This is a genomic window from Cohaesibacter marisflavi (assembly GCF_963665895.2).
Lineage (GTDB): Bacteria > Pseudomonadota > Alphaproteobacteria > Rhizobiales > Cohaesibacteraceae > Cohaesibacter > Cohaesibacter marisflavi.
Window position 1 is genome coordinate 4,500,424 of sequence record NZ_OY762534.1, and the last position, 21,550, is coordinate 4,521,973.

The 21,550-nt window shown below is 54.6% G+C and carries 18 protein-coding genes; 10 read left to right on the forward strand and 8 right to left on the reverse strand.

The window, feature by feature from the left end; all coding sequences use genetic code 11:
• Positions 1-62: 62 nt before the first annotated feature.
• Positions 63-1,169 (forward strand): GNAT family N-acetyltransferase, encoded by a 1,107-nt coding sequence (locus ACKPCT_RS20985; protein ID WP_175528107.1) that lies wholly within the window; start codon positions 63-65, stop codon positions 1,167-1,169.
• On the opposite strand, the gene ACKPCT_RS20990 is transcribed toward ACKPCT_RS20985, so the two are convergent.
• Together ACKPCT_RS20990 and ACKPCT_RS20995 are read right to left on the reverse strand one after the other, a co-directional pair.
• Positions 1,136-1,702, reverse strand: a complete 567-nt coding sequence (locus ACKPCT_RS20990) for a CAP domain-containing protein (RefSeq protein WP_175528106.1) — start codon at positions 1,700-1,702, stop codon at positions 1,136-1,138. The genes ACKPCT_RS20985 and ACKPCT_RS20990 overlap by 34 nt on opposite strands.
• A complete protein-coding gene (locus ACKPCT_RS20995; protein WP_175528105.1) occupies positions 1,695-4,364 on the reverse strand; it encodes a DUF3772 domain-containing protein in 2,670 nt (889 codons plus the stop codon). Before ACKPCT_RS20995 ends, ACKPCT_RS20990 begins: the two co-directional genes overlap by 8 nt.
• A 225-nt stretch (positions 4,365-4,589) precedes the next feature.
• On the opposite strand from ACKPCT_RS20995, the gene ppk2 reads away from it, so the two are divergent.
• Positions 4,590-5,432 (forward strand): polyphosphate kinase 2, encoded by an 843-nt coding sequence (ppk2, locus tag ACKPCT_RS21000; protein ID WP_090073881.1) that lies wholly within the window; start codon positions 4,590-4,592, stop codon positions 5,430-5,432.
• A gap of 141 nt (positions 5,433-5,573) precedes the next feature.
• On the opposite strand, the gene ACKPCT_RS21005 is transcribed toward ppk2, so the two are convergent.
• Positions 5,574-6,614 (reverse strand): zinc ABC transporter substrate-binding protein, encoded by a 1,041-nt coding sequence (locus ACKPCT_RS21005; protein WP_319567878.1) that lies wholly within the window; start codon positions 6,612-6,614, stop codon positions 5,574-5,576.
• Positions 6,615-7,003: 389 nt separating this feature from the next.
• On the opposite strand from ACKPCT_RS21005, the gene ACKPCT_RS21010 reads away from it, so the two are divergent.
• Entirely contained in the window at positions 7,004-8,461 is a 1,458-nt protein-coding gene (locus ACKPCT_RS21010) for a methyl-accepting chemotaxis protein (RefSeq protein ID WP_319567879.1), read from the forward strand.
• A gap of 151 nt (positions 8,462-8,612) precedes the next feature.
• Here ACKPCT_RS21010 and ACKPCT_RS21015 read toward each other — a convergent pair whose 3' ends face one another.
• The 4 genes from ACKPCT_RS21015 to ACKPCT_RS21030 form a co-directional block, all read right to left on the reverse strand.
• Positions 8,613-9,854, reverse strand: coding sequence for a murein L,D-transpeptidase family protein (locus ACKPCT_RS21015; protein ID WP_319567880.1), 1,242 nt, complete (start codon positions 9,852-9,854; stop codon positions 8,613-8,615).
• 355 nt (positions 9,855-10,209) lie between these two features.
• The gene (locus ACKPCT_RS21020; protein ID WP_090073874.1) at positions 10,210-11,163 is read right to left on the reverse strand and encodes an acetyl-CoA carboxylase carboxyltransferase subunit alpha; all 954 of its coding nucleotides are present in this window, start codon (positions 11,161-11,163) and stop codon (positions 10,210-10,212) included.
• A 277-nt stretch (positions 11,164-11,440) separates the two neighbouring features.
• On the reverse strand, positions 11,441-12,358 hold the full coding sequence (locus ACKPCT_RS21025) for a site-specific tyrosine recombinase XerD (protein WP_407652500.1): 918 nt from the start codon (positions 12,356-12,358) through the stop codon (positions 11,441-11,443).
• A gap of 128 nt (positions 12,359-12,486) precedes the next feature.
• Positions 12,487-12,627 (reverse strand): histidine kinase, encoded by a 141-nt coding sequence (locus ACKPCT_RS21030; RefSeq protein ID WP_090074125.1) that lies wholly within the window; start codon positions 12,625-12,627, stop codon positions 12,487-12,489.
• Positions 12,628-12,855: 228 nt separating this feature from the next.
• Between ACKPCT_RS21030 and ACKPCT_RS21035 the strand changes: the two genes are divergently transcribed.
• The 3 genes from ACKPCT_RS21035 to ACKPCT_RS21045 all read left to right on the forward strand — a co-directional run bounded on the left by ACKPCT_RS21035 (position 12,856) and on the right by ACKPCT_RS21045 (position 16,003).
• Positions 12,856-13,446, forward strand: coding sequence for a shikimate kinase (locus tag ACKPCT_RS21035; RefSeq protein WP_090073872.1), 591 nt, complete (start codon positions 12,856-12,858; stop codon positions 13,444-13,446).
• 167 nt (positions 13,447-13,613) lie between these two features.
• Complete coding sequence (gene aroB / locus ACKPCT_RS21040; protein ID WP_319567882.1) at positions 13,614-14,732, forward strand: 3-dehydroquinate synthase; 1,119 nt, start codon at positions 13,614-13,616, stop codon at positions 14,730-14,732.
• The gene (locus ACKPCT_RS21045) at positions 14,732-16,003 is read left to right on the forward strand and encodes an HlyC/CorC family transporter (protein WP_090073868.1); all 1,272 of its coding nucleotides are present in this window, start codon (positions 14,732-14,734) and stop codon (positions 16,001-16,003) included. Before aroB ends, ACKPCT_RS21045 begins: the two co-directional genes overlap by 1 nt.
• Positions 16,004-16,030: 27 nt before the next feature.
• Here the strand turns inward: ACKPCT_RS21045 and ACKPCT_RS21050 are convergent, their stop codons facing one another.
• Positions 16,031-16,291 (reverse strand): BolA family protein, encoded by a 261-nt coding sequence (locus ACKPCT_RS21050; RefSeq protein WP_319567883.1) that lies wholly within the window; start codon positions 16,289-16,291, stop codon positions 16,031-16,033.
• A 315-nt stretch (positions 16,292-16,606) separates the two neighbouring features.
• Between ACKPCT_RS21050 and ACKPCT_RS21055 the strand changes: the two genes are divergently transcribed.
• The 4 genes from ACKPCT_RS21055 to ACKPCT_RS21070 all read left to right on the forward strand — a co-directional run bounded on the left by ACKPCT_RS21055 (position 16,607) and on the right by ACKPCT_RS21070 (position 21,509).
• Positions 16,607-17,239, forward strand: a complete 633-nt coding sequence (locus ACKPCT_RS21055; protein WP_090073863.1) for a J domain-containing protein — start codon at positions 16,607-16,609, stop codon at positions 17,237-17,239.
• 276 nt (positions 17,240-17,515) lie between these two features.
• On the forward strand, positions 17,516-18,493 hold the full coding sequence (gene cobS / locus ACKPCT_RS21060) for a cobaltochelatase subunit CobS (RefSeq protein WP_407062733.1): 978 nt from the start codon (positions 17,516-17,518) through the stop codon (positions 18,491-18,493).
• Between the two features lie 51 nt (positions 18,494-18,544).
• Positions 18,545-20,440, forward strand: a complete 1,896-nt coding sequence (gene cobT / locus ACKPCT_RS21065; protein WP_090073860.1) for a cobaltochelatase subunit CobT — start codon at positions 18,545-18,547, stop codon at positions 20,438-20,440.
• 31 nt (positions 20,441-20,471) lie between these two features.
• A complete protein-coding gene (locus ACKPCT_RS21070; protein WP_319567884.1) occupies positions 20,472-21,509 on the forward strand; it encodes an esterase-like activity of phytase family protein in 1,038 nt (345 codons plus the stop codon).
• Positions 21,510-21,550 lie beyond the last annotated feature (41 nt).

Sequence of the window (21,550 nt, forward strand, 5' to 3'; positions counted from 1 at the left end):
TGGCGATTTACGCAAAGCCATTATCCAAACGTATGACCGCCGTTTTTGGGGAAGTTGATCAGATGCTCCAGCAAACGAGGTTCATTCAGAAAATTGCCAGTTTGACCGATCAGTTTGATAATCCGTTTGTCGATGACACATTTATGCGCGCCAGTGAGGGCTTTTTCACGGCGAGCGCGCTCGATTGTGTGCAGTCAGGCGGATATCGTCTGCCCTTTGAGCATGTGCGGAATGCCAGTTCGCTTGGGGTACCCATCGTGCGGTTTCTTGCTCATGGCAGTAGTCCTATCGGCGGGGCCTTTTTCAATCCTGACGGGGTACATGTTCGTGAGGAAGCGGCATTCCATGCTGCCCTTGATCAACTCACCGCTGAAGCGCGGGCAGATGTTTTACTTTGGCCCTTTTTCCCGCTGGAAGCGCGGGAATATGGCTGGCTGGAAAAATGGCTGGTAACTCGTTTGGGTCGTTCCGATGCATCCGACGTCATTCCCATGGCCCGGCGCCATAAGCGGGCCTATCTCAATTGTGCATCCGATAATGTTGCTGCGGAAGATGGCGGGATGAGTTTAAGCCGAAACAAGCGCAAGACCACCGGGCGTCAATGGCGCAGGCTTTCAGATCTTGGCAAGCTTGAGGTTCTCTCGACGCAAGATGGGTTGGACTATGGAGAGGCCATTGAGAGCTTTCTGCATGTCGAAGCATCTGGCTGGAAGGCGTCCAAGGGCACGGCTCTGGCTGTCGATGAGCGGTTGAATGCCTTTGTGCATAAGGTCTTTTCTGAAATGATGGCTAAAGATCGTGCGCGGATTGATCTACTATCGCTTGACGGTCGGTGTATTGGCGGTCTGGTGAGTTTCAGGGTGGGGCGCGGTCTCTTTACGTGGAAGACCGGAATGGACGATGTCTATAAGCGCTATTCCCCCGGCGTGCAGATTCTCCTGGAGGCAAGCCGGCAGGCCATCGCCGATCCGGGCATCGATTATATCGACAGTCTGGCAGATAGTGGCCACCCCATTGCAGAGCATATTTGGGCGGGACGGCGGTCCATGGCCTTGTTGTTTGTTCCGCTCAACCGGCGCGGAACGCTTGCCGCGCGCGGACTGCGCACGGCATATGTCGCCAGAGACAGTGCCCGCTATTGGGCAAAGAGAGCGCTTGGGCGCGTTTGACTGAGCGGCCGTCGGTTGATGCCATCATCCGGCTTGGCCAGAATGAGTGACCAGAAAACCTTGTATTTTGCGTCACCCCTGAACTGAGTGGCGATGCCCATTTCGGTTACACCTTCCTTGAGCATATTCTTGTTGTGGCTGCGCGAATCCCGCCAGCCGGAAAAGGCTTCCGCAAGGGTCCAGTATCCTGCACCGATATTCTCTGTGGCCAGAACCGGATCATAGTTCGCGCGCTTGAGGCGCTTGATGAGGGTGAGATCCGGCGTGAGCGCGTGGCTGACCTTTACGGCCTTGGCCATGGCGTCAGCCTCTTCCTGAGCGGCTGCGTTAAGCTTCTCACTCAACGTGAGGGTGGAGAGGCCATGGCGTTTGCGGTAGGCGTTGAGCATATTCAGCGCCTCTTGCGGATTGACGCTCACATCGCCTCGGCCAAGATTGTCATACATGGCCGGAGAGCTTGGCCCTGGGCCGCCCGAGCAGTTTGCAACAAGCAATGTCGCCATTGCTGCGGCCATCATTTTGGTCTTAGTCATCGGCCGCATCGGCGTCACCTTCTGCTGTGTCTATGGTCTGGGCATCATCGATATCAATTTCGTCGGCTTTAGGGCGCGCGCGTCTTTTGCGCGGCTTTTTCGCCTGCTGTGATGCGGCGGCCTTTAATTCTTCAGGAAGGGTGACCGAACGCACATGAACGTCGCGCTGCGGGAATGGAATTTCGATATTTGCCTCTTTCAGGGCGCGGAAAATCTCAAAGCGCAAATCGCTCTTTGCTGTCAGCGAGTTGTTGACGTCCTGCACGTAGCAGCGCAAATCGAAATCGAGCGAAGATGCGCCAAAATCCATGAAATAGACGACAGGGGCCGGATAGCTTGTAACATAGTCATTGGCATCGGCCACTGCGAGCAGGATTTCGCGTACGCGGTCCGGATCGGCATCATAGGATACGCCAATGGGCACGATGATGCGGCCCATGGAGCCATTATGCATCCAGTTCATGACCCGGTTGGAGATCAGCTCCGAGTTTGGCACCACAACCGTCGCCCGATCGAAGGTTTCGATCTTGGTGGCGCGCACCGAGATTTTTTTGATGTAGCCCTGATCAGCACCTACAACGACCCAGTCGCCGGTCTTGATGGGGCGTTCAACCAACAGGATGAGGCCGGAGACAAAGTTGTTGACGATGCTCTGTAAGCCAAAACCGATACCAACCGACAGGGCACCGGCTACCAATGCGATGTTGGAAAGATCCAGCCCCATATAGGAGAAGGAGACCATAGCCGCGATGATCACTCCCAGATAACCAAGGCTGGTCTGGATGGAGCTTTTGAGCCCTGAATCGAGATTGGTGGCCGGCAACCAGCGCTGTTCTATCCAGCGTTCAACGCTCTTGAGCAGAACGATGGCAATGATAAAGACCACAAGAGCGCCAACGATATTGATCGGCGAGATGGTCAAATCGCCCAGCTTGACGCTGAAAATGGCGTTTTGCAGAGAGGTTATGAAATCGGTTGATTCAACGCCCCACGGGGTGAAGATCAACAGGGCTGCTGTGATATAAAGGAAGATCCGGACGATACCATTCAGCAGCACGCCCAACTGATTGACTGCACTGGTAGAAACGCCCATAGCCTTGGAGATGCGCTTTTGGGGGCCTTCCGCCGAGCTGAGGTGTTCGAGCAGGAAATTGTCTATGAGGGCCGAGAAAATGCCCAACAGGCCCAGAATGATGAACAGGCGCCCCAGCTGTTCGGCCACGAAAGCCCCCAGCGAGACATAGCCCAGAATAGGAGCCGTGGCAGTGATCAGGCAGATCAGCCAGATCAGCGGTTGCAGAAAGCGGATGAAGCGCGGCAAGGAAAAGCCGCCCTGTTTTTCTTCTTCCAGTACCGTTGTGCCATCATTCTCCGGCTGTGCCGCAATCAGCATGCGCAAACCGAGGGAAACAAGCAGGGCAACAAGGAAAGATGTTACACCGTTGATGACAATGGTGGTTTCCAATGGTGCGAAGAGCAGCTCGTCCACTTCATCAAATAGGGTTTCCACCATGAAGGTGATGATCAGGGCCAACGCAATGCTGAAGAGCCGGGTCGCATCGCCTGTTTCCAGATTGAGGGGGCGATAACTTGGTCGTCCAGGTGCCAGCAACACCCGCGCAAGGCCGTAGGATAGCGAGCCAGCGAAGATCACAAAGGACAGATGCTTGAACAATAGCTCAATGCGATCTGGTAATAGATTCGCGTTGATCAGGATGAGTGTGATCGCCCAGAAAACGAAAATGGGGAAAATTGTATAGACCAGCATAGCCCAGCTAGCAAAATAGCTGCGTTGTAGGGCGGTTGGTGATTCAAGGCTTGCAAGGCGCGATAAGCCTCTAAAGAGCAGGATACGCAAGGGGCCAAAGATCAACAAGAAGACGAAGGTCAGTGTGGCGAGTATTTGCCAGATCTGTTCGGAGGCCTTGTTGGAGATATAGTGGCTCCAGTCCGTCATTAGGGTCACAGCGACGCGCCAAGTTGTGGCAAGGCCAGCGAGCCCCTTCACCCAGAGGGTCGGATCGAGGATCGAGTTGCTGCGCTCAAGCAACTGGCTGGTGAAACGCTGCTGACGGGCCACCGTAATGCGGTTGCTCAGCTGTTCGGCTCGCACAAGCGTGGAAGTGACCAGCTTCAGCTGGGCATCCAGCTCCGAGATATGGGCTTCAAGCTCATTGCGCCGTTTGGCGAGTTCTTCAGTTTCGCTATTCGGACCGGCGATGGCTGGCGGTGCGGCTGCCGTGGTTGGCTCTGCATTGTCCTGCTCATCGCCTGAGGATTGCTGCAATTGCAAGGGATCTGTGAGAGAAGGGGCTTGCGTGTCGCTCTTGGCTTCTCCGTCTTGCGCTGGCGCTGCCGGTTTGAGCGCATCGAACCGGGCCTGAGCTTCCTGCAGTTGGGGCTCCAGACGTTCTTTCTGGGCGGTTGCCTCGGTCTTGATGGCGTTGAGCTCTGTCCTCAGTTCGGCATAGGTCTGATCGGATAAAGATGCGCGCGACAGAGTGGCTTCCACCTGATCAAGCCGGGCAATGAGAGACTCTGTACTGCTGGCTCCGGAGGTTGGTATGGCTTGTGCGCTGGCAAAGGAGAAAGCCGCGAGAAAAAGACAGATCGCCAGATTGGCAATGATCAGGAAGCGATGAACAGGTTTGAAATATGCCACGCAGTGATCCTCATGCAAAAACGAAACAGGCCGAGCCCGCTGAGCAAAGTGTATATTTTGTCTAATGGAAATTGAAGGTGAACTCAATTGCTTCGATGGGTCAATCAAACCATACGCCAAATATGAAGGAAATATGTCTTTTTGGAACTTCCCTACTGGTGTCATGGTTGTCCCAGCAGTAGGATTCCCTTCAAGATGCTTGATTAAAGAGGTTGAGACAAAAAGATGACGCTATCATTTGATCTGGATGATCCGGTATTTCCCGAAAAAATTGAAAAAGAAATCATGCAGAGCGGGGGGTACCCCTATAAGAGCAAGCTCAAACGCAAGAAATATGAAAAGGAACTTGAAGCTCTGCAAATCGAGCTGGTGAAGGCTCAGGAGTGGGTTAAGGAAACCGGGGAACGGGTCGTCTGCGTATTCGAGGGTCGTGATGCGGCGGGCAAGGGGGGCTGCATCAAGGTGCTGACCCAATATACCAACCCAAGAAATGTACGTTCTGTTGCGCTTTCCAAGCCCAGCGATGTCGAGCGCGGGCAATGGTATTTCCAGCGCTATGCAGCACAAATGCCCACACGTGGTGAAATCGTCTTGTTCGATCGCTCCTGGTATAACCGTGCGGGTGTTGAGCCGGTGATGGGGTTTAGTACACCCGAGCAGACGGAAAAATTTCTTGTGGATGCGCCGCGCTTTGAAAAGATGGTGCGTGATAGCGGAACCCGGCTTTTCAAGTTCTGGCTCAATATCGGACGGGAAATGCAGTGGAAGCGGTTCCATGATCGCCGCCATAGTCCGCTAAAGCATTGGAAGCTGTCGCCTATTGATCTGGAGGCGCTGGAAAAATGGGACGATTATACCGCTGCCCGCAACCGGATGCTCAAGGAGACGCACAAGGATCATTCGCCATGGATCGTCATTCGCGCCAATGACAAGCGTCGGGCCCGGCTCAACATGATGCGCTATCTTCTCAACGAGTTGCCTTATCCAAAGAAGGACCAATCCTTGCTTGAGCCGATCGATCCGAAAATTCTCGGTTTTGGCTATGACTTCCTCAAGGATGGCGATTGAGGGCGCGCGGACATATGCCAGATATAAGAAAAGCGGGTATTGCTACCCGCTTTTCTCGTTCCAAATGTCTCTGCCGCTCGTGACTTGATCGGGAAACTGCGGCACTATCCAACAATCTGATCGGGATCGCTGTCGGATATCTCACTGGAGGCATTCGGTCAGCTTATCTGCGTTATAGCGCATCAGCTCGACATACAGGTTCGGGCCAAGATCGAGATTGGTGCCAAGCGGGTCAAGTTGGCTGATTTTGGTATCCGTTCCTTCAATCAGGGTTGAGAGGATCTTGTCGGAGAATTGTGGCTCAGCCATGATGCAGACCACATTAAGTTCCTTGAGCTTTGAGCGAATTTCGCGGACACGCGCAACGCCAGGGGCGACACCGGGCTGTAGCATCACGGAACCAACGGCTGAAATGCCGAAGCGATTTTCATAATAGTGATAGGCGTCATGGAACACGATATAGGGCTTGTCCCTGACCGCGGCCAGCTCGGCCTTGATGCTTTGCGTCGTGCTGGTCAGTTTCTCCTCGAAAGCCTTTTCATTGGCTGCGTATTTGTCCGCGTTTTCAGCATCAAGCTTGCTGAGTGCAGCTGTAATGGCTTTTGCCATTGTCAGGCCATTCTGCGGGTCTAGCCAGACATGCGGGTCGTGATCCCCATGGTCGTGAGCGTCATGGTCGTGATCTTCATGCTCATGCTCATGCTCGTCATGTTCGTGGTCGCCATGATCGGCCTCATGCTCATCATGGTCTTCTTCATGGGCGTCATGGTCATGATGATCATCGTGATCGTGAACATGCTTTTCCCAGTTGCCTCCGGTTCTAACCGCCAACTCGGTCAAGCCGTCCAGTTCGCCCAGTGTCAAGATCTGGGCATTTTCAGGCAGGGTCTCGATTGGCTTTTCAAGACTAGGGGACAGATGCTCGCCAATCCAGATAACAAGGTCTGCCTCTTGCAGTGCCTTTGCGTCCGAAGGACGGAGTTTCGCAGCATGCGGAGAGGTGGCCTGATCAATGAGCAGGCTCGGGGTGCCAACATCCTTCATGATCGCAGCTGTGATCGAATAGACCGGCGCGATGGATGTGGCGACCTTTGGGGCTGCTTGTGCGGCATGGTTGGCAACTGTCGAGAGAAACAAGGCCGATGCGGCAGCGAGCATGGTCCGTCTGGTTCTGTTTTTCATGGTTTGATACGATGCCCTTCAGGTGTCTTGTGCGATGAGTATTTAGTGAATTGATATGTTATAACGTTTCATTTATAGGCTTGCTTTGATCCTGTCAAGCGTCATTTTATTCACTCTAGGGCACATCTCCAAAAAGAGTTTCTTCATAGGTCCAAGCAAAATTTTGGTTTTCATATTGTTTTAAACACATTGAGACAATATAGATTCGTTTTTTCTTATGTTAAGAGAAGCAGTATTCCTGAAATAAATATTTTTATTAACCAGCATTGTTTACCTCGGGTTGAGGTTTCGCAATTTGAATAAAATGTGAAACGTCAAGAGCGCACCGGGAGGAGCGGGAATTGTTTAATTTCGCTAAAAACAACATAGTCACGAAAGACAACCAAAATATGGTGACGCGCGCGAATAATGCTTCTGTAGACCAATGTAGTGATGCCGACGGCTTGGAAAAGGCGGTGGGCACATCTTCAAAAGATAATGTCGGCCTTGTCAGGCTGATGGGAGACCTCAATGGTTTGGGGCAGGATATGGCCGATGTGGCCGGGGAAGTCGAGATGATCAATATGGAAACAGAAGCCTGTTTCCAGTCCCTGTCGCAACTGGTCTCGGCTTCGAGCGAAGTGCAGAAGACCAACGATCAGATTCTGGATTCCGCCAGCCGGTCCTTTGCCATTGCCGAACAGACCTCCAGTGATGTCGGGCGTAGTCGCCAGATGTCTGAGACGACGCTTGAAAAGGTGGGAGAACTGATGCAGGCGATCACCGGCATTAGTGAGCAGTTGCAAGGGTTGCAGACGGCCTTTTCGTCCGTGCGGGATGTGGCCGGTGTGATCGATGCAATCGCGCGACAGACCAACCTTCTGGCGCTTAATGCCACCATCGAAGCTGCCCGAGCAGGCGAGGCGGGCAAGGGGTTTGCCGTGGTGGCAACCGAGGTAAAAGCGCTGGCCAGCCAGACCAGTAAAGCAACAGAGACGATTGGGGCGACCCTCAGCGATCTCGATAGCGAGGCCCAGGCGCTCATTTCTCTCAGCGATGAAGCGACCAGCTTCATGGGAGAGGTGGAAAGCAGCACGGCCTCGATGCAAGACGTCATTCAGGATCTGGATCAGGCCTTCTCGACAATCCGTGAGGCGTCGGCTTCCATTGAAACGCAGGTCTCCGAGAATAACAGCTCTCTGGGGAGCCTTGTGGGGGATGTGGATGCAGTGCACAAGGCCTTTGATCTTACCCATTCCGGTCTCAACAAGGCCAGCAAGCGGCTTTTGCAGTCCGTGGCCAAGTCCGACAAGATGATCGCGGAAACCTCCCTTGACGGCGTGGAGACGGAAAATACCTTCTGTATCCAATCTATTCAGCGTTTGGCCGGAGAGATCGGGCAGGCCTTTGAAGAAGAGGTCAAGGCAGGGCGCATTTCCCTTGCTGATCTGTTTGACTCCTCTTACACGCCGATTCCGGGAACCAACCCCGAGCAGGTGATGACGCCTTTCACCGAAATGACCGATCGCGTCATGCCACAGTTTCAGGAGCCGATTGTGGCTGAGAATGACAATGTGGTCTTTGTGGCGGCCGTCGATAAAAACGGCTATCTGCCGACCCACAACAAGGCCTTTTCCAAGTCGCAAGGCGATGATCCTGTCTGGAATGCCGCCAATTGCCGCAACCGTCGCATCTTTGATGATCGGGTTGGGCTGGCCGCCGGGCAGAATACCGAGCCCTTCCTGCTGCAAACCTATCGTCGGGATATGGGCGGCGGCAGCTATGTTTTGATGAAGGATGTTTCTGCCCCGATCTATGTGCAGGGGCGCCATTGGGGCGGGCTGCGCATGGGATACCGGGTGACCTAGCGCGCGATATATTGTCAGAGGATATAAATAAAGGGGCGAAAGCCCCTTTATTCTTTTGATTTCTTTTCAGCTTCCTGACCACTACTCAGCTTGAAATCCACTCGACACTATCTCTATCGGTCTAGATGGGCAGAAGGTGCAAGCACTCTTGCTAGCGGGCCTGTGGTAGCGTTGTCAGGGTCGCGGTTTCCTTGCTTGTGCTCTGGCTGCTGTCTCCCGTCAAGGGTTTGAAAGGCTTGCTGATGGCCGAGCCCAGCTTTGAGAAAAAGCTGTTGGAGGCGGGTGCCCCGGCATTGGGCTGCGTTTGAGCAGTAACCGTCTGAGGTGTCTCTGCCTGAGCTGTTGATGTCTGAGTTGATTGCGTTGCAACCGGCTGAGCGGGCGCTGTGGCAGGAGCCGGATTGCCTTTTAGCAGGCCTGCCAGAAAGCCATCAGGATTTTTTCCTTCGGCAATGCGTTCTTTGCGCTGCAAAACCTCCAACTGTGCTTCAAGCATCTGGTTGTTGGCTTTGGTTTCAGCCTTCTGGTCGGCTGCATCCTGTTTCTGCACGGCCTGACTGAAGCGGACATTTTCTTGCGAGCGCAGCTTTTGCAAAGAGGCCAGAAGGGTCGGCTCGAGCGTATAATCAGGGCATGGGGCAGAGGCATTGAAATGGTTGGCGCCTTGCGGGTCGAAGACATAGGTGCGATTGCATACTTCTACCTTGGGCGGCACATGGGTGATCTGGAAATGGTCATAACCATTTTTCAGATTCTGCCAGAAGGCGAAGTTGTCGCTGTTGCGCACGCGTGCCATATTTTCCGGCGTCATGCGAAACGGAAAGGCATGTACGGCAAAGGAGCGTTGTCCGCCCTCGAAGGATTCGCGTCCAAGAGCATAGATTTCTGCAATCTGGTCGTCTTCCATGGCGTAGCAGCCGCGTGATGAGCAGGACCCATGCACCATGAGATGCTTGCCGGTGCGCCCGTAGGAACGGTCGAACTTGTTCGGGTAGCCGATATTAAAGGACAGATAATAGCTGGAATGCGGGTTCATCTGGCCCGGTGTGATGGTATAGAAGCCCTCGGGAGCCTGTCGGTCTCCCTCTTTCTTCTTGGGGCCGATTTTACCGGAATAGGCGCAGATCGGATAGCTTTTCAGCAACGCATAGGTTCCATCCTTGGTCTGCTTCCATGCCTCCAACACCGCTTCCTCCTTGAAGATGCGGATATAGAGCGGCGCGCCCTCGGTGGACCCGATTTTCTGGATTTCGTGTTTGAGCTTGATCGGCAGTGGCTGCGAAGCCTTGCCATCTTCTATCAGTTCAGGGTTGCAAGCGCTCAAGGCAAGGCTGCCCATCAGCGTTGTCACTAGAGCGATATTGCGGACCCAATGCCGGTGGTGCTTTTTCACGCAGTAATCCTGACTCACGTTTGTTTGCTCCAACTATTCCCCTTCTGCCATGCTGTGCGGTTTCATTCAAGGAGAAGCCGGTCACATAATCGGGAGCAGTTCCGATGGTTCAAGACTGGCAAAGAGCCATTCTCCGGGCAATAGTCTTTGACCAAACGTTAACCAAAACAGATTGATAGATGGTTACCGACTTTTGCAAGGGCAATCGGGCCAGAGTGTGGCAGGCAGGATCGCAAGTTTGTGAGATGTCAGGGGAATAGGTCAGGCAAAGATCTGGTGCAAATCTGGCGCAGGTCGCAAAAAGGCAGCAGAGTGCTCTGCCGCCTTGTGACTGTCTGCTATTGTCTAAGCGCGCTTACAGCTTTGTTCCGATGGTCAGAAACTTTTCGCGGCGCTGTTTGCGAATGTCGTCTGAGCTCAAGCCGTCAAATTCGGCAAGGCAATCAGCGATCATGTTGCCTGCGCGCTTGATGACCTTTTCCTTGTCGCGATGGGCACCGCCAACCGGCTCGGAAATGATCCGGTCGATGATCTTGAAATCCATCAGGTCCTGCGCGGTGATCTTCATATTGGTGGCTGCATCTTCAGCGCGGGTGGAATCCCGCCACAGAATGGAAGCGGCCCCTTCTGGCGAGATGACGCTGTAGATGGAATGCTCCAGCATCAAAACACGGTTGGCCGTGGCGATGGCGATGGCGCCGCCGGAGCCGCCTTCACCAATGATGGTGGCAACGCTTGGCGTTCCAAGGGCAAGGCAGGCGTCGGTGGAGCGGGCGATGGCTTCGGACTGGCCGCGCTCTTCTGCGCCGATACCGGGATAAGCACCAGCGGTATCCACAAAGGTGATGAGGGGCATGTTGAAGCGGTTCGCCAGTTCCATGATGCGCACGGCCTTGCGATAGCCTTCAGGGCGGGCCATGCCGAAATTATGGCGCAGGCGGCTTTCGGTGTCGCTGCCCTTTTCCTGCCCGATCACGGCAACAGGACGACCGCGAAAGCGGCCAAAACCGGCCTGAATGGCTTCGTCTTCGGCAAATTTGCGGTCGCCGGCGAGAGGCGTGAACTCTTCAATCAGCCCGGACACATATTCCTTGAAATGCGGACGGTCCGGATGACGGGCGATCTGGGTTTTGTGCCAGGGGGTCAGATTGGCATAGAGGTCCTTGAGGGCATTGTCCGCTTTGGTTTGCAAACGTTTGATCTCGTCGCCCACATCTACGGCTTCCCCGGTTTCCTGCAAGACAAGCAGCTCTTGCACTTTGCCTTCAAGATCGGCGACGGGTTTCTCGAATTCCAGATAACTATGCATAGCGGGTTTGATCCAACTTCTTTCCTATTGGTATCCAAGGCACCTTGCGCTCTGGCTGTCTTGCCCAGCGCAGATGCGCATTTGGCGAGACGCTGAACGGCAGAGCGGGGCCATTTTCTTGCCCGTCCTGATCCATCAGGAGGCATGAATAAAATGTCGCGGCCACGTTGGCCTTTTTTCGGTCCGGCTGTCAAGCAACAGACATGGTTCGGCCTCAGCTTTGAGCCATTAACAACAACTATGATTAAGACAATGGCGGAAATAGGTCGCGCCGGATTTATTCTGCTTTCGGTTCGAAGTGATCAGACAGCGGGTGGTGGTGCTCCACCAGCTCAATCAGTCTCTCATCCAGAATATGGGTATAGATCTGGGTTGTTGAAATATCACTGTGGCCCAATAATTTTTGCACGGCGCGCAGGTTGGCACCATTTTGCAGCAGATGGCTGGCAAAGGCATGGCGCAGAACATGGGGAGAAACGGAGCCCGCATCAAGGCCAACATCGGCCGCCAAGGCCTTCAGCTCGCGGGCGAAGGCCTGCCGGGTATAGTGCCCTTCTTTGCCGGATGAGGGGAAAAGCCATGGCTGTGCGCCGGCACTTTTGGGGGCGCCAGTTTCCTTGAGCATGGCACGGTAATCGCGCATGGCTTCCTTTGCCCGCTCTGACAAAGGCACCAGACGTTCCTTGTTGCCCTTGCCGACAATAGAGAGAAACTGCCCGTCCATATGGGCGGCAGAACTGGGGAGCGTTACCAGTTCGGAGACGCGTAAGCCCGTGGCATAGAGCAGCTCCAGCAGCACATAAAGCCGCATGGCACGAATCTGCCGTTTCGGAGTAGGGCCTTCCAGCGACGCATTGAAACGGGCCGCTTCAATGAGGCGGTCCACTTCCTGCACGGTCAGAATCTTGGGCAATGGTCGGGACCGTTTGGGAGCCTTGAGCATGGTGGAAGGATCATCGGAGCGGAAGCCGTCGCGATAAAGAAAGCGGAAGAGCTGTCGAATGGACGAGATTTTTCGGGCAACGCTGGAGGCGGCCAGATCACGATCGGCTAAATCCGCCAGATAGTCACGCAGATGCTCGCTGGCGCAGCTTTCGAATTTTATGCCCTTGGCTGATAACGTGCTGTCCAGATCGTCCAGATCGCGCTGGTAAGCATCGAGCGTGTTGCCCGAGGCGCCTTTTTCCGCGCTCATGGAATCCAGAAAGAGATGAATGGCCTGATGGTTTGCCAGTGTCACGACGGTATCTCGGCTAAAGGGGGATATCAGATTGGGTGTTTGTCGAGTTCAAGAATTGCTCGGGTCAAGAGAATGACTAGGGATCAGTTGATGGTTCGGGACGGGATGCGGACGACCATTTCGCGCTGTGTCGGCTCAACAAAATTGGCCAGCGCAAAGATGCCCCCCGCGACCAGTCCGCCCAGAACGAGAAGAAACACAAGTGCTTTGATCAGACTAGGCATTGAACAATCCTTGATTTTGGTTTTTGCGATATTATCGTGCCAACCTAGCATCAATAGTTTGTTAATGTCATTTATTTGGCGAGCCTTTCCAATCCCTTTTGGTTGAATTGGGGACGGTAGCGCTTTGAAAGCGTTGAATTTGAAATGGTTGCTTGACAGATTTGACCTTTCCAGCGCAAATCTGGGCCAATCGTTAACGGGACAGGGTGTACGGGCGCAGGGACGCATATGGCGGATACGAAGACAGCTGGTAACAAAGAACGGGAAGCACGCGTTGTGGCAGCCCTTGGCGGGCGCCCGATCGTGCTCGTCGGGCTCATGGGCGCTGGCAAGACAACGATTGGACGACGTCTGGCCAAACGGTTGTCCATCCCTTTTCGCGATGCCGACCATGAGATCGAAGCAGCTGCCAATATGACCATTGCCGAAATTTTTGCGCAGCATGGGGAAGCTCATTTCCGCGATGGCGAAAAACGCGTGATTGCGCGCCTGCTTGATGAAGGCGATCAGGTGATTGCCACCGGGGGCGGCGCGTGGATGAATGATGAAACGCGGGCATTGGTTGCCGAACGTGGTGTTTCCGTTTGGCTGAAGGCCGAATTCGATGTGTTGATGGAGCGCGTCCGGCGCAGATCCCATCGCCCTTTGCTTAAAGATCCCGACCCCGAGGGTGTCATGCGCCGCCTGATGGATGAACGCTATCCTGTCTATGCAACGGCCGATGTTATGGTGCTTTCGAAAGAGGCCCCCCATGATCGTATTGTAACATCCGTCATCGAGGCTCTGGAGAGCCACACCGGTATTGCCGACAAGGGGTGACCGGAAGGCCGTTTGGTCTCTTGGCAAATGATGGTGCTGAATGAAAGATCTTTGGAGATCGCTGCGCGAGCGCCTGACAGTAGCAGTCTGTCGCGACGGTCTGATCGACCGTTAGTTGGGGGGCGAAGTTGCTTTTCTGGGGCTTTTTTGAGGATTGAGGGAATAAAATGATAGATGGTGTGAAGCGCACGGTGCGCGTCGATCTTGGTGAACGCAGTTATGACATCCTGATCGGACGGTCGATCCTTTCCGGCCTAGGGGAGGCATTCAAGACGCTGTTTCCCTCATCCAAAGCCGTCATCATTACCGATTCCAACGTGGCCGGATTGCATCTGGATACCGCCGAGGCCTCTTTGCGGGAGGTTGGTGTCGATCCTTATGTGATCGTCATGGAGCCGGGAGAGAAGAGCAAGAGCTACAAGGGCCTGATGAAGGCCGCAGATGCCGTTCTGGATAGCAAGCTGGAGCGGGGCGATATCGTCATTGCGCTCGGCGGCGGTGTCATCGGCGATCTGGCAGGCTTTGTCGCCGGAATTGTCCGGCGTGGTATGCGCTTCATTCAGGTGCCCACAACGCTGCTGTCACAAGTGGATTCGTCAGTCGGTGGCAAGACGGGGATCAACACCAGTCATGGCAAAAACCTGATCGGGCTTTTTAATCAGCCGCATCTGGTGCTGGCTGATACGGCTGTTCTGGATACCCTGACGCCACGCGATTTCAAGGCTGGATATGCGGAAGTGGCCAAATATGGCCTGATCAATGATCCGGATTTCTTTGAGTGGCTGGAACGTCACTGGCAGGGCATTTTTGATGGGGGACCGGAGCGGGAAGAAGCGATTGCGTGTTCCTGTCAGGCAAAGGCCGATGTGGTGGCTGCCGATGAAAAAGAAGCCAACCAGCGTGCCTTGCTTAATCTGGGGCATACCTTCGGGCACGCCCTGGAAGGCATGGCCGAATATGATGCCGAGCGCATTGTGCATGGAGAAGGCGTGGCCATCGGCATGGTTCTGGCCCATGAGTTTTCGTCCCGACTAGGGCTTTGCGATGCGGCGGTGACAGATCGTGTGGTTGCCCACTTGCAAGCAGTGGGGTTGCCTACCCATATAAGGGACATTCCGGGACAATTGCCGAAAGTGGACCTTTTGATGGACTATATCGCTCAGGACAAGAAAGTGTCCCGGGGAAATCTGAATTTCATTCTGACGCGTGGCCTTGGCCAATCCTTCGTGGAGAAGGGTGTTGAGCCAGCTGCGGTGCGTGCTTTCCTTGAGGAGAAACTGGGTTGATGGCTACCGGGCTTTGGCTGATTGCTCTGGCTATACTGATCTTGATTGTGATGTCGGGCTTCTTTTCCGGCTCTGAAACGGCGCTGACCGCTGCTTCTCGTGCTCGCATGCACCAGAAGGAGAAAAATGGCGAACCGGGCGCGCAGGCCGTCAACCAACTGCTCCAGATCAAAGAGCGGATGATCGGGTCGCTGCTGTTGGGCAACAATCTGGTCAATATTCTCGCGTCTGCGCTGGCCACCAGCCTGTTCATCAATCTGTTCGGGCAAACCGGCGTTGTTTATGCAACGTTGGTCATGACCCTTGTTGTGCTGGTCTTTGCCGAGGTTTTGCCGAAAACATGGGCGATCTCGGATCCGGACAGCTTTGCCTTGCGGGTTGGACCCTATGTCAATGTGATCACCAAGGTCTTTGGCCCTGCCATGGCGGCTGTTGAATGGATCGTGACGCGCATTATCGCCATGCTGGGCATTGAGGCCAAAGACAATCATGCCCAGTCGGGGCAGGATGAATTGCGCGGTGCGGTTGATTTGCTGCATATGGAAGGCAGTGTGGTCAAGGCCGACAAGGACCGCTTTGGCGGTTTGCTGGATTTGGCCGAGCTGGATGTATCTGACGTGATGGTTCACCGCACGGGCGTCAAGTCCATCAATCTGGATGACGGGCCGGAATCCATCGTCGAGCAGGTGCTGAAGAGCCAATATACCCGCATTCCCCTCTGGCAGGGTGAGCAAGACAATTTCATTGGTATTCTGCATGCCAAGGATGTGTTGCGGGCGCTATCCGAAGTGAAGGGCGAAGCCAAGGATCTGGATATTGTCGCTGTGGCATCCGAGCCATGGTATGTGCCGGATACGACGAGCCTCAAGGCGCAGCTCAATGCCTTTCTGAAGCGCAAGAGTCACTTCGCGCTGGTGGTTGATGAATATGGTGAGGTGATGGGGCTGGTCACTCTTGAGGACATCATCGAGGAAATTGTCGGCGACATTGCCGACGAGCATGATATCGACGTCAAGGGTGTGCGCAAGGAGCCTGACGGCTCTGTATTGGTGGATGGATCGGTACCGATCCGCGACCTCAACAGGGCGCTTGATTGGGAATTGCCCGATGAAGAAGCCACGACGATTGCCGGGCTTGTCATCCATGAAGCCCGCCAGATCCCCGAGCCGGGGCAGGGCTTCACTTTCTATAATTTCCGCTTCCGTGTGTTGCGCAAGGAAAGAAACAGGATTACGTCTTTGCGGATCACGCCGGTGCAGCCGGTGCAATAGGGGGCGGCTTTTCTCGCCGCTTATCCTTCAGGGCTTTATGGTTTCCAGCGCGAGCGCATGGATTGGACCTTTTAGCTCTTCTTTGATAATATCATGCACCATTCTGTGGGCCTGGACCCGAGAGAGGTTTGCAAAGAGAGGGCTTGCTATGCGGACTCTGAAGTGGGATTCCCCTTCGGGGCGCGCGTGCTCGTGACCTATGTGAAGGTCTGATTCATCAATCACCTCTAACATTGTGGGCTGAAGTTGATTGTTCAATTTTTTCTCGATGTTCTGCTTGACGGTCATGGCTGGGAATGGTGAACTGTCGCACTTCCTGATTTTGGGGTGATTTGGGTCTCTTTGTTATCTTTACGCAAATGGGAACGATTTTCCCGTTTTGCAATAGAGTTCAAGTTCGAATTGCTCATTTGCAATTTGTGATCCTGTCATCCTTGGCGGCATCTTGGAAGGGCCTTTGATGGCTTTTCTTTTCGAGATGGCTGCCAAAAGAGCAACTTGGAGTGTTTCAGCGCTGTGTTTTCGGCGCAGTTTGCCTCCATGATCATACACTAGAGAAACCGACACGAGAGATAACCGGCGTCCGGAGACAAGATTAGATTCATGAACCTCGACTCGAAACTGTTCGACTCTATCCGCATCAAGCCTGATACGGATCGTCGTAAAAAGAAACAGCAAGAAGAAACGTGCGAGTGGCCTGGGTGTGAAAAGAAGGGCGGCTGCAAGGCTCCAAAGCGTGGCTCGGGTGGTCGCGAGTTTCACAATTTCTGTGAGGCGCATGCCCGTGAGTTCAACAAGAACTACAACTATTTTACCGGTATGGATGACGACACTGCCGATACCGCCAAGGCAAGCACGGTCACTGGCGAACGTCCAACCTGGAAAATGGGTGTCAACGCATGGGGTAATGCGACTGACAAGGCGGGTGAAACCATGGGCAAGAGCTGGGAGACAACCGGCTTTTCCAATGGTCGGGCCCAGCGTGCCGCAGAGCGCATGAAACGTCGCTCCCGTCACCAGGACCAAACCCGCAAATTGCGTCCATTGGAGGCCAAGGCTTTTGAAACGCTCGGCTTGACGCTGCCTGCTACCGCAGATGATGTGAAGCGCGCCTATAAGCGCCTGCTCAAAGAGAACCATCCGGACCTCAATAAAGGGGATCGGGCTTGCGAAGAACGTCTGCAAGACGTGATCGCAGCCTATAATACCCTGCGTGCAGGCGGCTATGTTGGATAGTTATGCCCGGTGTCTGGCCTTCATTGGCCAGACCACCCGAGGCCCAGCTGGTGCCTTTTTACGCTTCTAGTCTGCTTCGCGCTTCGTATCCTTTTTTCGCGTTGTAGGCAGAAAGACATAATCTTTCCTTTCCTTTTCGGTCGCGTTTGCTTTAAGTTGCCCAACTGAACAGCTAGGCTTTTCCAGAAGGCCATCTTCAGGTGTTGATCACAACCCTTTCCAGTGACGTATATGCGAGTCGAGAGCGGCCTCATCCAGAGCAGTGTTATGAATGATATGAGCAACGAGATTTCCAATTTGCCGGATACCGAGGTGTCTGTGCGCGATGTATTCGGCCTTGATATCGATCTGATGGTTCCTGCCTTCAGTGAAAAAAGCGATCATGTGCCTGATTTTGATCCTGATTATCTGTTTGACAGGGAGACCACGCTGGCGATCCTTGCGGGTTTTGCCCACAACCGCCGCGTGATGATTTCCGGTTATCACGGCACGGGTAAGTCCTCTCATATCGAACAGGTCGCAGCGCGCCTCAACTGGCCTTGCGTGCGCGTCAACCTCGATAGCCACATCTCCCGAATCGATCTGATCGGCAAGGATGCGATTGTCCTGAAGGATGGCAAGCAGATCACCGAATTTCGCGATGGTATTCTGCCATGGGCATTGCAGAATAATGTGGCGCTGGTGTTCGACGAATATGATGCCGGTCGTCCAGACGTGATGTTCGTTATTCAGCGCGTGCTGGAAGTGGCCGGTCGCCTGACCCTGCTTGACCAGAATCGCGTCATTCGTCCGCATCCGGCTTTCCGCCTGTTCGCAACGGCCAACACGGTTGGCCTTGGGGATACTTCGGGGCTGTATCATGGTACGCAGCAGATCAACCAGGGCCAGATGGACCGCTGGTCTATCGTGACCACGCTTAACTATCTGCCGCACGATAACGAAGTGAATATTGTGCTGGCCAAGGTCAAATCCCTTATCGGTGACGATGGCAAGGACACAGCCAACAAGATGGTGCGTGTAGCCGATTTGACCCGTAATGCCTTCATGAATGGTGATCTGTCGACGGTCATGAGCCCGCGTTCGGTGATCACATGGGCTGAAAATGCCGATATCTTCGGCGACCTTGGCTTTGCCTTCCGGGTTACGTTCCTCAATAAATGCGATGAGCTAGAACAGCCTTTGGTGGCTGAATTCTATCAGCGGTGTTTCGGTGAGGAATTGCCAGAATCATCCCTGAATGTGGCCGTAAGCTAAGGCTTGTCGTCACTGCATCGATCAAGAGGGAACAGGCAGGAATAACAAGGCATGTCGAGCAAGTCTTCATCCAAACTGGGCGGATCTGTTGATCCAAACGAACGGTTCAAGCAATCGGTGGGCGGTACGCTCAAGGCGATTGCCGGGCCCGTCGAGTTGGATGTGCATTTTTCGGCGGACCGCCCGATGCTGATCAACGGGCAGGCTCGCCTGCCTGAACCGCCGCGTGCGCTGACCAAGGAAAAGGCGGCAATTCTGCGTGGACAGGCGGACAGTCTGGCCATGCGTGTGGCCTGCCATGATCCGCGGGTGCATGCCAAGCTTGCTCCGGATGGGGCAAGGGCTCGCGGTGTTTTCGACGCCGTTGAGCAAGCGCGCGTGGAAGCCATCGGCTCCCAACAGATGGCGGGATTGGCGCAAAATGTCTCTGCCATGCTCGAAGACCGCTACAGCCGCTTTGTTAGTGGCGATTCCTCCCGTGTGGAAGAAGCGCCGCTTGATCATGTGTTGTCCCTCTTGGTGCGCGAGAAGTTGACCGGCGCGCCAATTCCTGATTCTGCCCATCATCTGGTGGAGCAATGGCGCGGCTGGGTGGAAGAGACTGCTGGCGACAGTCTGGACACTATCGGCGAGGATATGCTCGACCAGACCAAATTTGCACGGCATCTGCGGCGGGTTCTGGCGGATCTCGATGTGGCCGATGATCTTGGCGGCGAAGCTGAAGACAGCGAAGAGAATGCTGACGACACCGACAATGGCGCGGAAGAAAATGCTGATAGCAGCAACAATTCCGAAGATGCCGAAGGCGGTGAGCAGGAAGAACAGCAACAGGCAGAAGCCGGTGCCGACGATCTGGAAGGTGGCCAGTCCGAGGCTGATGAGCAGCTCAGTCAGGACATGGATGACTTTGATGAGCTGGATGGCGATGATACCGGCGAATCCGTCATGCCACCGGACTATGGCAAGAATGAACCGGACAAGGGCTACAAGGTGTTTACCCGTGCCTTTGATGAGGTCATTCATGCCGAGGAATTGTGCGAGCAGGCTGAGCTGGATCGCTTGCGCGGGCATCTGGACAAGCAATTGCAGAATATGCATCAGGTCGTTGCCCGTCTGGCCAACCGTTTGCAGCGCCGGCTTTTGGCTCAGCAGAATCGTGGCTGGGATTTCGATCTGGAAGAAGGCCTGCTGGATACCGCAAGGCTGACCCGCGTCGTCACCGATCCCATGCGGCCGCTCTCTTTCAAATGGGAGCAAGAGACCGAATTCCGCGACACGGTTGTGACCTTGCTGCTGGATAATTCGGGCTCTATGCGCGGGCGTCCGATCTCCATTGCTGCTGTCTGTGCCGATATTCTGGCGCGCACGCTGGAACGGTGCAATGTGAAGGTCGAGATCCTTGGCTTTACGACCAAGGCTTGGAAGGGCGGTCAATCCCGCGAGGCGTGGCTGAAGGCTGACAAGCCTGCCAATCCGGGGCGTCTGAATGATTTGCGTCACATCATCTATAAGTCTGCCGATAGCCCATGGCGCCGGTCGCGGCGCAATCTTGGCCTGATGATGCGCGAAGGTCTGCTCAAGGAGAATATTGACGGGGAGGCTCTGGATTGGGCGCACAAGCGTTTGCTGATGCGGCCCGAACAGCGCAAGATTTTGATGATGATCTCGGACGGGGCGCCGGTTGATGATTCCACGCTGTCCGTCAATGCAGGCACCTATCTTGAGAAGCATCTGCGCGAAGTGATCGAAGAGATCGAAACGCGCTCTCCGGTCAACCTCTTGGCGATTGGTATCGGCCATGATGTGACGCGCTATTACAAGCGTGCGTTGACGATCATCGATGCCGAAGAGCTTGGCGGCGCCATGACCGAGAAGCTGGCGGAATTGTTCGATGAGAATGTGTCTCAGGAGCCTCATGCGCCGTCGCGTCGCCTCAGGAGGCGGTAAGGGCATGCTGTCCAGAAAGACCGGCTTGTTTATGAAAAGCAGACTGCGATTGTCAGTCTGCTTTTCTGTTTTGGTGATCCTTGCGGCCTGCTTTTCTTCGCAGGGGCAGGCCGCTCCCATGGAGGCGTTGCCCAAGGCTGCGCCGAGCAGCATTGCCATTGATGTTTCTGCCCAGATTATCGACCGTCTCGGGCGGTTTTCTTCAGGGCGGACAACCTATGGTCAGTTGGAATGGCTTGGTGGCCTCACGCTTTCCAGCGATGAGCCGACCTTTGGTGGCTTTTCCGGTCTTGCCTTCGTGGATCCAGATCATTTTCTGGCGATCAGTGACAGGGGCAGTGTTCTGTCTGCCCGTCTTGTCCGTGAGGGGGAACGCCCCATCACGCTTGCGGATACGTCCATACGTCCCTTGCCCGGTGTCGGCGTCGAGCTACCAAGATGGCGCAGGGATTCCGAGGGACTTGCGATCAAGGGCGGTGAGGCTTTTGTGAGCTTTGAGGGCGAGACACGGGTGACGCGCTATAGCCTTAAGGGTAACGAGTTGCTGCGGCTTGAGGGACTTCTTCCCTTGTCGCGCGAGATCGATGAAGCCAATCAGGCCAACCGGGGGCTGGAGTCCATCGCGACCATTCCCGACGGACACCCTTTTGCCGGAGGTTTTGTGGTTCTTTCCGAGAAACCGAAGAATGGACGCATCTTGGGCTGGATTGTTGGTGCAGGGGCTCCACTGGCTTTCTCATTGCCTCAGTCCGGGGAATTGCTGGCTGCGGATGCGGATTTCACCCAAGAGGGTGACCTCGTTATTCTTGAGCGGAATTTTTCCATTCTGGGTGGGCTCGTCGTGCAAATGCGGCGGGTGCGGGCAGAGGACTTCCAGGCCGGACCGATCGCTCACACCGATTTGCTGTTCCGCGCCAATCTGGGCGATGGTATGGATAACATGGAAGCGCTGGATATTCAGCCGATGGGCGGGGCGGGAGACAATCTGATTACGCTCATGTCTGATGATAATTTCAATTTTCTACAGAGCACACTGTTGTTGCAGTTTCGTCTGCCTGCGAATCGCTAACCCGTATGTAAGCAAACATGGCTGACAACGGGTGACAATGA

What these genes read in the sequence shown, in the direction of transcription:
- ACKPCT_RS20985 (WP_175528107.1), top strand. Translation starts at nt 63, where the DNA reads ATGCTCCAGCAAACGAGGTTCATTCAGAAAATTGCCAGTTTGACCGAT.
- ACKPCT_RS20990 (WP_175528106.1), bottom strand. Translation starts at nt 1,702, where the DNA reads ATGACTAAGACCAAAATGATGGCCGCAGCAATGGCGACATTGCTTGTT.
- ppk2 (WP_090073881.1), top strand. Translation starts at nt 4,590, where the DNA reads ATGACGCTATCATTTGATCTGGATGATCCGGTATTTCCCGAAAAAATT.
- ACKPCT_RS21005 (WP_319567878.1), bottom strand. Translation starts at nt 6,614, where the DNA reads ATGAAAAACAGAACCAGACGGACCATGCTCGCTGCCGCATCGGCCTTG.
- ACKPCT_RS21010 (WP_319567879.1), top strand. Translation starts at nt 7,004, where the DNA reads ATGGTGACGCGCGCGAATAATGCTTCTGTAGACCAATGTAGTGATGCC.
- ACKPCT_RS21020 (WP_090073874.1), bottom strand. Translation starts at nt 11,163, where the DNA reads ATGCATAGTTATCTGGAATTCGAGAAACCCGTCGCCGATCTTGAAGGC.
- ACKPCT_RS21025 (WP_407652500.1), bottom strand. Translation starts at nt 12,358, where the DNA reads ATGAGCGCGGAAAAAGGCGCCTCGGGCAACACGCTCGATGCTTACCAG.
- ACKPCT_RS21030 (WP_090074125.1), bottom strand. Translation starts at nt 12,627, where the DNA reads ATGCCTAGTCTGATCAAAGCACTTGTGTTTCTTCTCGTTCTGGGCGGA.
- ACKPCT_RS21035 (WP_090073872.1), top strand. Translation starts at nt 12,856, where the DNA reads ATGGCGGATACGAAGACAGCTGGTAACAAAGAACGGGAAGCACGCGTT.
- aroB (WP_319567882.1), top strand. Translation starts at nt 13,614, where the DNA reads ATGATAGATGGTGTGAAGCGCACGGTGCGCGTCGATCTTGGTGAACGC.
- ACKPCT_RS21045 (WP_090073868.1), top strand. Translation starts at nt 14,732, where the DNA reads ATGGCTACCGGGCTTTGGCTGATTGCTCTGGCTATACTGATCTTGATT.
- ACKPCT_RS21050 (WP_319567883.1), bottom strand. Translation starts at nt 16,291, where the DNA reads ATGACCGTCAAGCAGAACATCGAGAAAAAATTGAACAATCAACTTCAG.
- ACKPCT_RS21055 (WP_090073863.1), top strand. Translation starts at nt 16,607, where the DNA reads ATGAACCTCGACTCGAAACTGTTCGACTCTATCCGCATCAAGCCTGAT.
- cobS (WP_407062733.1), top strand. Translation starts at nt 17,516, where the DNA reads ATGAGCAACGAGATTTCCAATTTGCCGGATACCGAGGTGTCTGTGCGC.
- cobT (WP_090073860.1), top strand. Translation starts at nt 18,545, where the DNA reads ATGTCGAGCAAGTCTTCATCCAAACTGGGCGGATCTGTTGATCCAAAC.
- ACKPCT_RS21070 (WP_319567884.1), top strand. Translation starts at nt 20,472, where the DNA reads ATGAAAAGCAGACTGCGATTGTCAGTCTGCTTTTCTGTTTTGGTGATC.